Genomic DNA, 14,699 nt, shown 5'->3' with positions numbered 1-14,699 from the left:
TGGACCGACACATCGCGTTACACCGGCTTGCGCGTGGCACAACAAGTGGATCGAGGTTCGTTCCGGTTCCATATCGCGGGTTTTATTAGTTCGGGTTTCGCATGGGTTTGGGCCTCGTTACCGACGACCGCTCACGCGAAGAGGGCCGGCACTATACATAGGAGAGTGCCTTCCGTCTGCACGGTTGTGGTGCAAGCGATGAAACGAGAGCGCTGCAAAATCAAAAAATCGCAGCCTTCGGTAGCCTCTACAGGGGGGTCTCAAACCCGGTAAGAGCTGCCGAAGGCTGCGATCTAGGCGGAACTGAAAGCATTCAGCATATTCGAAAATCCGCAAAAGGGTTAAAAAAAGGGCTTGAGGGAAAAAATCCCCAAGCCCTCAAAAGGTGAGAGGTGTCTAGTCCCTCGACCTGGTGAGCGTGCTCTTCAAAAGAGCGAGCGTTCGGTTAAGCCTTCAAAGGCACCAGACGCGGAGCGATCATGTTTTCCGGGCGCAGGATGTCGGCGAGCATTTCTTCGTCGAGCAAGCCTTCTTCGCGCACCAGTTCCAGCACGCCGCGGCCGCTTTCAAGAGCGATTCGGGCAATGCGGGTGGCGTTTTCATAGCCGATGTACGGGTTCAGCGCGGTGACCAGGCCGATCGAGTGTTCGACCAGTTCACGGCAGCGCTCTTCGTTGGCGGTGATGCCGACGATGCAGTGCTCGCGCAGCATGTCCATGGCGCGCTGCAGCAGGCGGATCGAGTCGAAGATCTTGAAGGCGATCAGCGGCTCCATCACGTTCAGTTGCAGCTGGCCGCCTTCGGCCGCGATGGTCAGGGCCAGGTCGTTGCCGATGATCTGGAACGCAACCTGGTTCACGGCTTCCGGGATTACCGGGTTGACCTTGCCTGGCATGATCGAGCTGCCTGGCTGACGCGCTGGCAGGTTGATTTCGTTGATGCCGGTGCGTGGGCCGCTGGACAGCAGGCGCAGGTCGTTGCAGATCTTCGACAGCTTGACCGCGGTGCGCTTGAGCATGCCGGAGAACAGCACGAAGGCACCCATGTCGGAGGTGGCTTCGATCAGGTCGGCGGCTGGAACCAGCGGTTGACCGCTGATCAGGGCCAGACGCTGAACGGCCAGGGCCTGGTAACGCGGGTCGGCGTTGATGCCGGTACCGATCGCGGTGCCGCCCAGGTTCACTTCGGTCAGCAGCTCAGGTGCCAGGGTCTTCAGACGCGCCAGGTCTTCGCTCAGGGTGGTGGCGAAGGCGCGGAATTCCTGGCCCAGGGTCATCGGCACGGCGTCTTGCAGCTGGGTACGACCCATCTTCAGAACGTGGCTGAATTCTTCACCTTTGGCGGCGAACGACTGGATCAGGCTGTCGAGGCTGGCCAGCAGCGCGTCGTGACCCAACAGCAGACCCAGACGGATTGCGGTCGGGTAGGCGTCGTTGGTCGACTGCGCCATGTTCACGTCGTTGTTCGGGTGCAGGTACTGGTATTCGCCCTTGCTGTGGCCCATGGCCTCCAGCGCGATGTTGGCGATGACTTCGTTGGCATTCATGTTGGTCGAAGTGCCAGCGCCGCCTTGAATCATGTCCACCACGAATTCTTCGTGGAAATCGCCGCGGATCAATCGGGCACAGGCTTCGCTGATGGCAGCGTGCTTGGCTTCGCTCAGGTGACCCAACTCGCGGTTGGCGTCAGCGGCGGCCTGTTTGACCATTGCCAGACCGACAACCAGTTTCGGGTAATGCGAAATCGGAACACCGGAGAGGCGGAAATTATTCACCGCTCGCAGGGTCTGGATGCCGTAATACGCTTGAGCAGGTACTTCGAGTACGCCAAGCAGGTCTTTTTCTGTGCGGAAAGATGCAGCGGAGGACATGATAGAAATCATCTCGATATGGACCCGGTCTATGCCGGAACACCGCAAATGCTAGGCTTGTGAAGAATTTTGGGCCAATGCTGTTAAACACTAGCCTATGCATATTCGGCATAATGCCCGTGTGACGCCGCGTGCGCGGCGAGCGTGTGACCTAAATTGGTGCGTGTCCGGGAGGGCGTGATGAATCTGGAAAGCAAATGGCTCGAGGACTTTAGTGCTCTGGCCGCCACCCGCAGCTTCTCCCAGGCAGCTGAACGACGCTTCGTGACCCAGCCGGCATTCAGTCGGCGGATCCGCAGCCTCGAAGCCGCGCTGGGGTTGACTCTGGTCAATCGCTCCCGCACGCCGGTCGAACTGACGGCGGCAGGGCAGCTATTTCTAGTCACCGCGCGAACCGTGGTTGAACAGTTGGGTGAAGTGCTGCGCCACCTTCATCACTTGGAGGGCGGGCAGGGCGAGGTGATACAAATCGCTGCCGCTCACTCCCTGGCACTGGGGTTTTTCCCGCGCTGGATCGCACAATTGCGCAACGAAGGATTGAATATAGCCACGCGACTGGTGGCCACCAACGTCGGCGATGCGGTGCATGCGCTGCGTGAAGGCGGATGTGATGTGATGCTGGCGTTCTATGACCCGGACTCGGCGATGCAAATGGACCCGGAGATTTTCCCGTCGCTGCATCTGGGTGACACTGAAATGCTCCCGGTCTGCGCGGCCGATGCCGACGGCAAGCCGTTGTTCGACCTGGAAGGCGAAACCAGCGTGCCTTTGCTGGCCTACAGCGCCGGGGCATTTCTCGGGCGTTCTGTGAATTTGCTTTTACGTCAGCGAGCGCTGCGATTCACCACCATTTATGAAACCGCCATGGCTGACAGCCTGAAAAGCATGGCGCTGGAAGGGCTGGGCATCGCCTGGGTGCCGCAGCTAAGCGTGCGCGCCGAACTGGCTCGCGGCGAGTTGGTGGTCTGTGGCGGCCCGCAATGGCATGTGCCGCTGGAAATTCGTCTGTACCGCTGTGCGCTGGTGCGCAAGGCCAACGTTCGGTTGTTGTGGCGTAAGCTTGAAGGTGGCGCAGCCCAAGGCACGACGGGTATCTGAGACCAATGAAGATCCAATGTGGGAGCGGGCTTGCTCGCGAATGCGGTGTGTCAATCGAGATCAATATTGCCTGACCCAGCGCATTCGCGAGCAAGCCCGCTCCCACAGGGGGATTTGTGTTGATCTTTCGCTGACCTTTGAGTCAATAAAACCGGCACTTTGCGCCGTATGACAGATGGTCGTATCGGGGGCTGTTTATCTGCTTCATTGAGGTATACTGCGCGGCCTTCGGCCGGTTCGTCCGGCCATTTTTCGTACAATCAAGCCACGCATTCTGCGTGGCTTGTTGTTTTTTGACGCGCCTGCGGGCGCCCAGAGAGAAGAGGCACGACGATGAGCGCACTGGTTGGCGTGATCATGGGCTCCAAGTCCGATTGGTCCACCCTTAGCCACACCGCCGATATGCTGGAAAAGCTCGGCATCCCTTACGAGGTGAAAGTGGTCTCTGCCCACCGCACCCCGGACCTGCTGTTCCAGTACGCCGAAGAGGCTGAGGCCCGTGGCATCGAGGTGATCATCGCCGGTGCCGGCGGCGCGGCCCACTTGCCAGGCATGTGTGCGGCCAAGACCCACCTGCCAGTGCTGGGCGTGCCGGTACAGTCGTCGATGCTCTCGGGCGTCGATTCGCTGCTGTCTATCGTGCAAATGCCTGCAGGCATTCCGGTTGCCACCCTGGCCATCGGCAAGGCCGGCGCGATCAACGCAGCGCTGCTCTCGGCGAGCATCCTGGGCGCCAAGCATCCGCAATTTCATACCGTGTTGAAGAAATTCCGCGCTGAGCAGACAGACAGCGTCCTGGACAATCCAGACCCACGCATCGCCTGAGGTTGTTGACGATGAAAATCGGTGTAATCGGTGGCGGCCAGTTGGGTCGCATGTTGGCGCTGGCGGGCACTCCGCTGGGCATGAACTTCGCTTTCCTCGATCCGGCGCCGGATGCTTGCGCAGCCGCGTTGGGCGAACATCTGCGGGCCGATTACGGCGATCAGGATCACCTGCGTCAGTTGGCCGATGAAGTCGATCTGGTGACCTTCGAGTTCGAAAGCGTCCCGGCCGAAACCGTGGCATTCCTGTCGCAATTCGTCCCGGTGTACCCGAGCGCCGAAGCGCTGCGCATCGCTCGCGATCGCTGGTTCGAAAAGAGCATGTTCAAGGACCTGGGGATTCCAACTCCCGCGTTCGCCGACATCCAGTCGCAAGCCGATCTGGATGCCGCCGTGGCTTCCATCGGTCTGCCGGCCGTGCTGAAAACCCGCACCCTGGGTTACGACGGCAAGGGCCAGAAAGTCCTGCGCAAGCTTGAAGATGTGGCTGGCACTTTCGCCGAGCTGGGCAGCGTTGCCTGCCTGCTGGAAGGCTTCGTGCCGTTCACTGGCGAAGTCTCGCTGATTGCCGTGCGTGCTCGCGATGGCGAAACCAAGTTCTATCCGCTGGTTCACAACACCCACGACAGCGGCATTCTCAAGCTGTCCGTGGCCAGTACCGACCACCCGCTGCAAGCATTGGCTGAAGACTACTCCAGCCGGGTGCTCAAGCAGCTGGAGTACGTCGGCGTGATGGCGTTCGAGTTCTTTGAAGTCGACGGCGGCCTCAAGGCCAACGAAATCGCCCCGCGCGTGCACAACTCCGGGCACTGGACCACTGAAGGCGCCGAGTGCAGCCAGTTCGAAAACCACCTGCGGGCCGTCGCCGGTCTGCCGCTGGGTTCGACGGCCAAGGTCGGCGAGAGCGCGATGCTCAACTTCATCGGTGTCGTGCCGCCAGTAGAAAAAGTGATCGCGATCGACGACTGCCATCTGCATCACTACGGCAAGGCTTTCAAGGTCGGCCGCAAGGTCGGTCACGCCAATCTGCGCTGTGCAGACCGTGATACGTTGGCTGCGCAGATCCTCAAGGTCGAAGCGCTCATCGCCGAATAGTTTCATGTGGCGGCGGCGGAACCTTCAGGAGCCGCCGTTCTCTGATGGCAGGATGCCAAAGTCTGTCTAGGCTTCGGCTAGGTGTCCTGTCTCACCAAATCATTCAGAGGGAAATGCCATGGGAATTATCGGAACCATCTTTATCGGCTTGATCGTCGGCCTGCTGGCTCGGTTCTTGAAACCGGGCGATGACAGCATGGGCTGGATCATGACCATCCTGCTCGGTATCGGCGGTTCGCTGGCGGCCACTTACGGCGGCCAGGCCCTGGGCATTTACCGCGCTGGCGAAGGCGCAGGTTTCATCGGTGCGCTGGTGGGCGCGGTGGTATTGCTGGTGATCTACGGCCTGATCAAAAAAAGGACCTGATTGAAGTGACAAAGCCCTCTCTGCGCCATCGCCGGAGAGGGCTAGAATGCTCGGCGTTATACCGTCCTTTCCTTTGCCGAGCACTTTCATGCGCCATCTTCTATTGACTCTTCTCTTCCTGGGCAGTGGTTTGGTCCATGCCGGCGAACTGCCGGAAACCGATTGGCTCGAACTGATGCCCAAGTCGGACCAGAAGGCCCTCGAGGCCATGCCCGAGATCGATCACAACTCCCCGGAAGCCAATGGCACCTTTACCGAAAAGGGTGGCATGAAGCAGAGCAAGGGCTTGCCCGCGGTGATGTACTCGACCAAAACCGTGCCGTCGATGAACGACAAGCACATCCGCATTGGCGGTTATCCAGTGCCGCTGGAGTCCGACGCCAAGGGTCGCAGCACGCTGTTCTTCCTTGTGCCGTATCCCGGCGCTTGCATCCACGTGCCGCCACCGCCACCTAACCAGTTGGTGCTGGTGCGTTATCCAAAAGGCTTGAAGCTGAATGACATCTACACGCCGCTGTGGGTGACCGGCACGCTGAAGATCGAGAAGGTCAACAACGACCTGGCGGATGCGGCGTATGCGCTGGATGCCGCGCAGGTGCGAGTGGTCAAAGAGTCGGATTTGTAGCGCGCCAGTCAGGTCGGCACAAACCAACTGTGGGAGCGAGCCTGCTCGTGATGGCGGTTTAACAGCAACATTGATGTTGGATGTTATGGCCTCATCGCGAGCAGGCTCGCTCCTACATTGGTTTACGGTGTTGCTATAAAGGTTTGCTACCGATGCTCACGCCCAGGGTGTGGCTCACTCCTGGTGCCAGCGTCACCACATCACCCATCACATTCGCCGTTTCAATGCATAGCATGCGCTGCCAGCCATCGTCGGCCATGTCGCTGAACGCTGCGGCGCGGTCGATCCAGGGGTTCCAGATCACCGCAGAGCGCGAACCGCTGCTGGTCAGTTCAATGCGTCGTTCCCAGTGCGGGTCAACGATGCTCAGCTTCGGCGGGGTATTGAGATAGATGCGGTCGGTCTCGCCGGTAAAACGCAGATCACCGGTCTGGGTGACGGTTTTCCAGTCGTCCAGGGTTTCGATATAGCTCAAGCCATCCAGCCCTTCAACGTGCACGTTGCGCACATCGCTGACCGCGAAATAGCTGTGCAATGCCTGGCTGAGCGTGACGTGTTCGGCGCCCTTGTTTTCGCTCGTCAGGCTGATATGCAACTGCTCATCCAGACGAATGCTCAGTTTCAAGTCCACCTGATGCGGCCATCCCGACAGACCTTCTTCAGGGTAGGGCAGGACGAATTCCACCTTCAGGCTTTCGCCCTCGGTTTCGATGCCGAGCAATTCCCAATCCATCGCTCGCACCAGGCCATGGGCCGTTGGCGGTTCATTGCCGACGCGCATGGCCTGGACACTCTGCGGGTTACGCGACAGATTGCCGAACCATGGCCAGCACACCGGCACGCCGGCGCGGATGCTCTTGCCAGTCTTGAATACCGCCTCGTCGTTGAGCCAGATCAGCGGCGGCTCGCCGGCCAGTTGATAACTGAGGATGTGCGCGCCTTGCTGGGCCACCAGCAATTCGGCCTGACCGTGGCGGATGCGCCAGCAGTTCAGTTCATCCAGTTTCACGGCTTCAACGTTGGGCGTGCTCATGGGGCAACTCTCGATCGGGAACAATGACAGCAATGGACCGCAAAACGATCGCCGGGTTTAACGCACCCTTTTTTTACAGGCTCCGTTTTTACAGGCTCCGGTTTTTACGAGCTCTGGTTTAACGCGCTCTAGGCGGAACCGAGCGAGTGCGGCCGCTGCCGTCGATGGCGACGAACACGAAGACTGCTTCGGTCACTTTACGCCATTCGCTGGACAGTGGATCGTCGCTCCAGACTTCGACCATCATCTGAATCGAGCTGCGACCGATTTCCAGAGCCTGGGTATAAAAGGACAGCTGAGCGCCCACCGCGACCGGTACCAGGAACGCCATGCGATCGATTGCAACGGTGGCCACGCGACCGCCGGCAACCTTGCTGGCCATGGCGGTGCCAGCCAAATCCATCTGCGCTACCAGCCAGCCGCCGAAAATATCGCCAAAGCCGTTGGTTTCACGCGGAAGCGCAGTGATTTGCAGGGCCAGATCGCCTTGCGGGATTGGATCTTCTTGTTCGAGCTCTATCATGCCGGGGGTGCCTCTGACCCGTGACTCTTCATTAGTACTTCAGGTGAATAGCCGTCTTACGGCTCCACGCGCAGAGTGCCTGCGCACTAGAGCCTTGGAAAAACGATTCAGCCCCGAACATACTACGTTCGTCACGTTTTTCGTAAGGCGCCTAAAGGGAAACTCTGCGAAATCGGCTGACAGGTGCCAACGACGGTTTCGCACAGCAACCCCTTACAAGCCGTTGCAATGTTGCGAGTATATCGATCGGTAGACTCCGAGACGACTGTCTGGTTCTCATTTCGACCGTCAAATACGCGCCTCTATGTGCTTTTTCGAACTATTTGCTATCGTGCCGAACCTGCCCAAGCCTCTGCCAGCGTTGTCGAGGTTGCAGATCCGACTATAAGAGAAGCCCTTGCCATGACCACAGCGCCCTCCAGCATCGCGCAACCCACCCAATCCGCACGTCCGCTGACCCGCAACGACTATAAGACGTTATCGCTGTCTGCCCTGGGCGGCGCGCTGGAGTTTTACGACTTCATCATCTTTGTGTTCTTTGCCACGGTGGTCGGCAAACTGTTCTTCCCCGCCGACATGCCCGAGTGGCTGCGCCTGATGCAGACGTTCGGCATCTTCGCCGCCGGCTATCTGGCGCGGCCGCTGGGCGGCATCGTCATGGCGCACTTCGGTGATCTGCTGGGGCGCAAGAAGATGTTCACCTTAAGCATTTTCATGATGGCAGTGCCGACCCTGATCATGGGCTTGCTGCCGACTTATGCGCAGATCGGAATGTGGGCGCCGATCCTGTTGCTGCTCATGCGGGTGATCCAGGGCGCGGCGATTGGCGGTGAAGTGCCTGGGGCGTGGGTATTCGTTTCCGAACACGTGCCGCAGCGGCACATTGGTTATGCCTGCGGCACGCTGACCTGCGGTCTGACCGCCGGTATTCTTTTGGGCTCATTGGTCGCCACCGCGATCAACAGCATTTACACGCCGGTTGAAGTGTCGGATTACGCCTGGCGAATCCCGTTCCTGCTGGGCGGCGTGTTTGGCCTGTTCTCGGTCTACCTGCGCCGCTGGCTCCACGAAACCCCGGTGTTCGCCGAACTGCAATTGCGCAAGGCCCTGGCCGAAGAGGTGCCGCTGCGAGCCGTGTTGCGCGACCACCGCGGTGCGATTCTGATTTCCATGCTGCTGACCTGGCTGCTGTCCGCCGGCATTATCGTGATCATCCTGATGACACCGACCGTGCTGCAGACCGTCTATCACTTCTCGCCGACTACCGCGTTGCAGGCCAATAGCCTGGCCATCGTGTTCCTGAGCCTGGGCTGTGTGGCCTCCGGTGTATTGGCTGACCGCTTCGGCGCCGGCCGGGTGTTCGTGTTCGGTAGCGCCGCGCTGCTGATCAGTTCGTGGACGTTCTATCACAGCCTGTTCAACCATCCCGACTGGCTGTTCCCGATGTATGCCCTGACCGGCCTGCTGGTCGGTACCATCGGAGCGGTGCCGTATGTGATGGTCAAAGCCTTCCCGGCGGTGGTGCGCTTCAGCGGGTTGTCGTTCTCCTACAACCTGGCCTACGCGATTTTCGGTGGCCTGACGCCGATGGTGGTGACGTTGCTCTTGAAGGAAAGCCCGATGGGGCCGGCCTATTACGTGGCGATTATTTGCGGCGTCGGGATTCTGGTGGGTGGGTATCTCTGGAAGAAAGGTCGTTAAGCCGACGCTTTCATCGACTGCACTGACCCCATCGCGAGCAGGCTCGCTCCCACATGGGTTCTGTATTCACCGCAGATCCCCGGTGGGTGCGAGCCTGCTCGCGATGAAGGCGACGCGAATCATCTTGTAAAACCAAATGCTGGCCTTTCATCCAATTGTCATATTTCAGCCATAGAGTGTTCACACGGCCTGCTGATACTTGGCCCCGACTTAACACACCTATCTGCTAGGAGTAAGGCATGAAACTGAAGCGTTTGATGGCGGCAATGACTTTTGTCGCTGCTGGCGTTGCGACTGCCAACGCGGTTGCCGCTGTTGACCCTGCTATCCCGAGCTACACCAAGACCACTGGTGTGTCGGGCAACCTGTCCAGCGTCGGCTCCGATACCCTGGCTAACCTCATGACCCTTTGGGCTGAGAACTACAAAAAAGAATACCCGAACGTAAATATCCAGATTCAGGCTGCCGGTTCTTCTACCGCGCCACCTGCGCTGACTGAAGGCACCGCTAACCTGGGCCCGATGAGCCGCAAGATGAAGGACAACGAGCTGCAAGCCTTCGAAACCAAGTACGGCTACAAGCCAACCGCTATCCCGGTTGCTGTGGATGCCTTGGCGGTGTTCGTACACAAAGACAACCCGATCAAGCACCTGACCATGGAACAGGTCGACGCGATCTTCTCTTCGACGCGCCTGTGTGGCGGTAAAACCGACGTGAAAACCTGGGGTGACCTGGGCGTGACCGGCGACCTGGCCAATAAGCCGGTTCAGCTGTTCGGTCGTAACTCGGTATCCGGCACTTACGGCTACTTCAAGGAAGAAGCCCTGTGCAAAGGTGACTTCAAGCCAAACGTCAACGAACAACCGGGTTCGGCTTCGGTCGTGCAATCGATCAGCTCCTCGCTGAACGGCGTCGGTTACTCGGGCATCGGCTACAAGACCGCCAGCGTGAAAACCGTGGCCCTGGCCAAGAAAGGCAGCACCGAGTTCGTTGAAGATACTGAAGAAAACGCCTTGAACGGCAAGTATCCGCTGTCGCGTTTCCTCTACGTTTACGTCAACAAGGCCCCGAACAAGCCTCTGGCCCCGCTGGAAGCCGAGTTCGTGAAACTGATTCTGTCCAAACAGGGTCAGGAAGTGGTTGTGAAAGACGGCTACATCCCGCTGCCAGCCAAGGTTGCTGCAAAAGCACTGGCTGACCTGGGTCTGCAGGAAGGCGGTAACGTCGCAAAAAAGTAAAACCCTAGGTCCGGGCTAAACCCGGACCTGTACAGGAGCGAGCAAGCCTCGCTCCTGCACAGGCTCAGGGTTGCCACGATGGCAACCCGGCCCTCCCAAATTTCCGATCCACTGCCAGTTTCCACAGGCGGCGGATTTGTTGCGTCACTGCATTGTCATCTTTCTGTCATACAGGATCGCTAGGGTGTGCGCATGAATGATCTGGCCAACTCCACCATGACTACAAATCCCCCCAAGCGAATTGACTTCAATACGCCTGAGCTGCAACGCAAGCGCCGTATTCGTGCGCTGAAAGATCGCCTGACCCGCTGGTACGTCCTCGTCGGCGGCCTCGCCGTTCTTGGCGCGATCACCCTGATCTTTTTCTTCCTCGGCTACGTCGTCGCGCCACTGTTCCAGGGTGCCGACCTGACCGCCAAAGACGCCATCACGCCCGCCTGGATGCAAGACGCCGGCAAGCCGCTGATGATTTCCCTCGAAGAGCAGAACCAGGTCGCCATGCGGGTTTCCGACAGGGGCCAGGCATTGTTCTTTGATATCGACACTGGCGCCGAACTGCGCCGCGTCGACCTGCCGATTCCGGCTGGCACCAGCGTAACCTCCATCGGTGAAGATCAACCTGGCCAGCCATTGGTGGCGGTGGGTTTGTCCAACGGTCAGGCGCTGGTGTTCCGTCACACGTATAAAGTCAGCTACCCGGATGGCAAGAAAACCATCTCGCCGGCCATTGAATACCCGTACGGCGAAACGCCAATCGTGCTGAACGAGGCGGGCGGCGCTCTGGAGCACGTCAGCCTCAACGCTGCCGATTCGACCCTGCTGCTGGCCGGCTCCACGGCTGCGCAGCTGCATGTCCTGTCGCTGACCAGCGAAGAAAACATGATGACCGGCGAAGTCACCAACGAGCAGAAGCGCGTTGAGCTGCCGCAAATGACCGAGCCGGTGAAGAACATCTTCATCGACCCGCGTCAGCAGTGGTTGTACGTGGTCAATGGTCGCGCTCAGGCCGACGTTTTCAGTCTGCGCGACAAGAGCCTGAACGGGCGCTACAAGTTGCTTGAAGACGGCAATGCCGAAGTCACCGCTATTACACAATTGTTGGGCGGTATCTCGCTGATCGTCGGTGACTCCAAGGGCGGTCTCGCCCAATGGTTCATGGCTCGCGACCCGGATGGTGAGCAGCGTCTGAAGCAGATTCGCACCTTCCAGATGGGCACTGCGCCGATCGTTGAAATCACCGCCGAAGAGCGTCGCAAAGGCTTCGTTGCCCTCGACGCGTCCGGCAAACTCGGCGTGTTCCACAGCACCGCTCACCGCACTTTACTGGTGGACCAGGTGGTCGACGGCCAAGGCCTTTTCGGCATGTCGCCACGGGCCAACCGCGTGATCGTGGAGCAGGGCGGCAAGCTGCAACCGTTGCTGCTCGACAACCCGCACCCGGAAGTCTCGTGGAGCGCGTTGTGGAGCAAGGTCTGGTACGAGAACTACGACGAGCCTAAATACGTCTGGCAATCGACCGCGGCCAATACCGACTTCGAACCCAAGCTGAGCCTCTCGCCGCTGACCTTCGGTACCCTGAAAGCTGCGTTCTACGCGATGCTGCTGGCCGCGCCACTGGCCGTCGCCGCTGCGATCTACACCGCGTACTTCATGGCCCCGGGCATGCGTCGCAAGGTCAAACCGGTGATCGAGCTGATGGAAGCGATGCCGACGGTGATCCTCGGCTTCTTCGCCGGCCTGTTCCTCGCACCTTATGTCGAAGGGCATTTGCCCGGCATCTTCAGCCTGCTGATGCTCTTGCCGATCGGCATTCTGGTGGCGGGCTTCGTCTTCAGTCGCCTGCCTGAATCCATCCGCCTGAAAGTGCCGGACGGCTGGGAAAGCGCGATCCTGATCCCGGTGATTCTGTTTGTGGGCTGGTTGTCGCTGTACATGAGCCCGTACATGGAAACCTGGTTCTTCGGCGGTGACATGCGCATGTGGATCTCCCACGACTTAGGGATTACCTACGACCAGCGCAATGCTCTGGTGGTCGGTCTGGCCATGGGCTTCGCGGTTATTCCGAACATCTATTCCATCGCCGAAGACGCCGTGTTCAGTGTGCCTCGCGGCCTGACCCTGGGCTCCCTGGCCCTCGGTGCCACGCCGTGGCAGACCATGACCCGCGTGGTGATCCTCACCGCCAGCCCGGGCATTTTCTCCGCGCTGATGATCGGCATGGGCCGTGCGGTCGGTGAAACCATGATCGTGCTGATGGCCACGGGTAACACTCCGGTCATGGAAATGAACCTGTTCGAAGGCCTGCGCACCCTGGCGGCCAACGTCGCGGTGGAAATGCCTGAGTCAGAAGTGGGCGGCAGCCACTACCGCGTGCTGTTCCTCTCGGCGCTGGTGCTGCTGTTGTTCACCTTCATCATGAACACCCTCGCGGAACTGATTCGTCAGCGTCTGCGCAAGAAATACTCGTCGCTTTAAGAAAGGTAGAAGTCTGTGAAACAGAACTCCCTGAATGGATGGTTCAAGAGCGGCGCCCCAGGCGTCTGGATCAGCGGTGGCGCGGTGTCCATTGCGGTCATCATGACCATTGGCCTGCTGGCGGTGATTGCCGTGCGCGGTCTGGGTCACTTCTGGCCGGCGGACCTGGTCCACGCCAGTTACGACGTGCCAGGCCAAGCCAATCACCTCGTCATCGGCGAAGTGGTGCAGAAGGAAGAAGTGCCACGCGAGCGCCTGAAAAGCGCTGGCCTGCCGGTGCCCGATCAGGGCCCGGAGTTCATGACCCGGGAGCTGATCAAGGTCGGCAACCGTGATCTGAACGGCACTGACTTCACCTGGATTGTCGGCGAGTGGCTGACCAACCAGAAGACTCCACCCGAGCTGATGGCTATCGAGCGTCGTGAGTGGGGCAACTTCTACGGCTACCTGGTCAACGTTAAGCAGGACGGCAAAGTCATTGCTGAAGGCGAGGCCGCATGGCCTGAGTTGCAGACGCGCGTGGATCGCGTCAACCAGCTCGCCGCACAGCTCAAGACCCTGGAAAAGGTCGACATCGGCGCGATCAACGCCGGCCTTGAACGTGTGCGTCTGCACGGTCGCAAACTGGAACTGGCCGGCCGTCTCGACGCTGCCGCCCAAGCGGACCTGGAGTCCGAACGCGCCGAGCTGAATGCGCGTTATCAGGAAATCGAAGCGCGCCTGAATGATCTGCATGCTCAATTCAACCGCGACAGCCTGACCGCTCGCGACGCAAACGGTAAAGAGGTCGAAATCGGCATCGGTAAAGTGGTTCACGCCTACCAGCCGAACGCCATGGGCACCTTCACCAAGATCGGCTTCTACTTCAGCAAGGTCTGGGAATTCCTCAGTGATGACCCGCGTGAAGCCAACACCGAAGGCGGGATTTTCCCGGCGATTTTCGGCACCGTGATGATGACTCTGATCATGGCGATGATCGTGACGCCGTTCGGCGTGCTGGCGGCGGTTTACCTGCGTGAATATGCACGGCAAGGACCGATGACGCGGCTGATTCGCATCGCGGTGAACAACCTGGCGGGTGTTCCGGCCATTGTTTACGGTGTGTTTGGTCTGGGCTTCTTCGTCTACGTGCTCGGCGGTTCGGTCGACCGGTTGTTCTTCCCTGAAGCACTGCCGGCACCGACCTTCGGTACGCCGGGCCTGCTCTGGGCCTCGCTGACCCTGGCACTGCTGGCGGTGCCGGTGGTGATCGTGGCCACTGAAGAAGGCCTGGCGCGGATTCCTCGCACCGTGCGCGAAGGCTCGTTGGCCCTCGGCGCGACCAAGGCCGAAACTTTGTGGAAGATCGTGCTGCCAATGGCCAGCCCGGCAATGATGACCGGCATGATCCTCGCCGTGGCCCGTGCCGCCGGTGAAGTGGCGCCGCTGATGCTGGTGGGTGTGGTGAAACTGGCGCCGTCGCTGCCGCTGGATGGCAACTACCCGTACTTGCACCTGGACCAGAAGATCATGCACTTGGGCTTCCACATTTATGACGTCGGCTTCCAGAGCCCGAACGTCGAAGCCGCGCGGCCGCTGGTGTATGCCACGGCGCTGCTGCTGGTACTGGTGATCGCGACATTGAACCTGTCGGCCGTTTATATCCGTAACCATCTGCGCGAGAAATACAAAGCGCTGGATAGCTGATTTCCATGTGGGAGCGGGCTTGCTCGCGAAAGCGGTAGGTCAGGCAACATTGATGTTGAATGTGCTGACCTCTTCGCGAGCAAGCCCGCTCCCACACTAGATCGCGTCCAACCGAACATTTATTGGGCATGCTGCGAAGCGGCGTCCCGAACCGAATTTGTTAG

Annotated in this window: 12 protein-coding genes; 9 read left to right on the top strand and 3 right to left on the bottom strand. The window is 59.6% G+C overall.

Annotated features, from left to right (window positions below):
* Positions 1-445: 445 nt before the first annotated feature.
* On the bottom strand, positions 446-1,870 hold the full coding sequence (gene aspA, locus KVG95_RS14725) for an aspartate ammonia-lyase (protein WP_052966087.1): 1,425 nt from the start codon (positions 1,868-1,870) through the stop codon (positions 446-448).
* A 180-nt stretch (positions 1,871-2,050) separates the two neighbouring features.
* Between aspA and KVG95_RS14720 the strand changes: the two genes are divergently transcribed.
* The 5 genes from KVG95_RS14720 (at position 2,051) to KVG95_RS14700 (ending at position 5,879) form a co-directional block, all read left to right on the top strand.
* On the top strand, positions 2,051-2,968 hold the full coding sequence (locus tag KVG95_RS14720) for a LysR substrate-binding domain-containing protein (RefSeq protein ID WP_217856941.1): 918 nt from the start codon (positions 2,051-2,053) through the stop codon (positions 2,966-2,968).
* Between the two features lie 333 nt (positions 2,969-3,301).
* Positions 3,302-3,793, top strand: a complete 492-nt coding sequence (gene purE, locus KVG95_RS14715; RefSeq protein ID WP_003196369.1) for a 5-(carboxyamino)imidazole ribonucleotide mutase — start codon at positions 3,302-3,304, stop codon at positions 3,791-3,793.
* Positions 3,794-3,804: 11 nt separating this feature from the next.
* Positions 3,805-4,887, top strand: a complete 1,083-nt coding sequence (locus KVG95_RS14710; protein WP_217856940.1) for a 5-(carboxyamino)imidazole ribonucleotide synthase — start codon at positions 3,805-3,807, stop codon at positions 4,885-4,887.
* A gap of 118 nt (positions 4,888-5,005) precedes the next feature.
* Complete coding sequence (locus tag KVG95_RS14705) at positions 5,006-5,254, top strand: GlsB/YeaQ/YmgE family stress response membrane protein (protein WP_007896499.1); 249 nt, start codon at positions 5,006-5,008, stop codon at positions 5,252-5,254.
* Between the two features lie 88 nt (positions 5,255-5,342).
* Positions 5,343-5,879 carry a DUF3299 domain-containing protein gene (locus KVG95_RS14700; protein ID WP_217856939.1) on the top strand — a complete coding sequence of 179 codons (537 nt, stop codon included), beginning with the start codon at positions 5,343-5,345 and terminating at the stop codon, positions 5,877-5,879.
* Positions 5,880-6,012: 133 nt separating this feature from the next.
* Here the strand turns inward: KVG95_RS14700 and KVG95_RS14695 are convergent, their stop codons facing one another.
* Both KVG95_RS14695 and KVG95_RS14690 read right to left on the bottom strand, forming a co-directional pair.
* A complete protein-coding gene (locus tag KVG95_RS14695; RefSeq protein ID WP_217856938.1) occupies positions 6,013-6,912 on the bottom strand; it encodes a D-hexose-6-phosphate mutarotase in 900 nt (299 codons plus the stop codon).
* 118 nt (positions 6,913-7,030) lie between these two features.
* The gene (locus KVG95_RS14690; protein ID WP_007896491.1) at positions 7,031-7,435 is read right to left on the bottom strand and encodes an acyl-CoA thioesterase; all 405 of its coding nucleotides are present in this window, start codon (positions 7,433-7,435) and stop codon (positions 7,031-7,033) included.
* Positions 7,436-7,837: 402 nt separating this feature from the next.
* On the opposite strand from KVG95_RS14690, the gene KVG95_RS14685 reads away from it, so the two are divergent.
* The 4 genes from KVG95_RS14685 (at position 7,838) to pstA (ending at position 14,535) form a co-directional block, all read left to right on the top strand.
* Positions 7,838-9,136, top strand: coding sequence for an MFS transporter (locus KVG95_RS14685; RefSeq protein ID WP_217856937.1), 1,299 nt, complete (start codon positions 7,838-7,840; stop codon positions 9,134-9,136).
* A 239-nt stretch (positions 9,137-9,375) separates the two neighbouring features.
* Positions 9,376-10,374, top strand: coding sequence for a phosphate ABC transporter substrate-binding protein PstS (locus KVG95_RS14680; protein WP_217856936.1), 999 nt, complete (start codon positions 9,376-9,378; stop codon positions 10,372-10,374).
* Positions 10,375-10,815: 441 nt separating this feature from the next.
* Entirely contained in the window at positions 10,816-12,849 is a 2,034-nt protein-coding gene (locus KVG95_RS14675; protein ID WP_217857062.1) for an ABC transporter permease subunit, read from the top strand.
* Positions 12,850-12,864: 15 nt separating this feature from the next.
* Positions 12,865-14,535 (top strand): phosphate ABC transporter permease PstA, encoded by a 1,671-nt coding sequence (gene pstA / locus KVG95_RS14670; RefSeq protein ID WP_217856935.1) that lies wholly within the window; start codon positions 12,865-12,867, stop codon positions 14,533-14,535.
* Positions 14,536-14,699 lie beyond the last annotated feature (164 nt).

The organism is Pseudomonas farris, from assembly GCF_019145235.1.
Taxonomy (GTDB): Bacteria; Pseudomonadota; Gammaproteobacteria; order Pseudomonadales; family Pseudomonadaceae; genus Aquipseudomonas; species Aquipseudomonas farris.
Note: the sequence above shows the minus strand (reverse complement) of the source record. Positions and strands in the feature narration are given on the sequence as shown.

Bases quoted from the DNA above. Each gene is read 5' to 3' on its own strand.
- aspA (WP_052966087.1), bottom strand. From the start codon at position 1,870: ATGTCCTCCGCTGCATCTTTCCGCACAGAAAAAGACCTGCTTGGCGTA.
- KVG95_RS14720 (WP_217856941.1), top strand. From the start codon at position 2,051: ATGAATCTGGAAAGCAAATGGCTCGAGGACTTTAGTGCTCTGGCCGCC.
- purE (WP_003196369.1), top strand. From the start codon at position 3,302: ATGAGCGCACTGGTTGGCGTGATCATGGGCTCCAAGTCCGATTGGTCC.
- KVG95_RS14710 (WP_217856940.1), top strand. From the start codon at position 3,805: ATGAAAATCGGTGTAATCGGTGGCGGCCAGTTGGGTCGCATGTTGGCG.
- KVG95_RS14705 (WP_007896499.1), top strand. From the start codon at position 5,006: ATGGGAATTATCGGAACCATCTTTATCGGCTTGATCGTCGGCCTGCTG.
- KVG95_RS14700 (WP_217856939.1), top strand. From the start codon at position 5,343: ATGCGCCATCTTCTATTGACTCTTCTCTTCCTGGGCAGTGGTTTGGTC.
- KVG95_RS14695 (WP_217856938.1), bottom strand. From the start codon at position 6,912: ATGAGCACGCCCAACGTTGAAGCCGTGAAACTGGATGAACTGAACTGC.
- KVG95_RS14690 (WP_007896491.1), bottom strand. From the start codon at position 7,435: ATGATAGAGCTCGAACAAGAAGATCCAATCCCGCAAGGCGATCTGGCC.
- KVG95_RS14685 (WP_217856937.1), top strand. From the start codon at position 7,838: ATGACCACAGCGCCCTCCAGCATCGCGCAACCCACCCAATCCGCACGT.
- KVG95_RS14680 (WP_217856936.1), top strand. From the start codon at position 9,376: ATGAAACTGAAGCGTTTGATGGCGGCAATGACTTTTGTCGCTGCTGGC.
- KVG95_RS14675 (WP_217857062.1), top strand. From the start codon at position 10,816: ATGCAAGACGCCGGCAAGCCGCTGATGATTTCCCTCGAAGAGCAGAAC.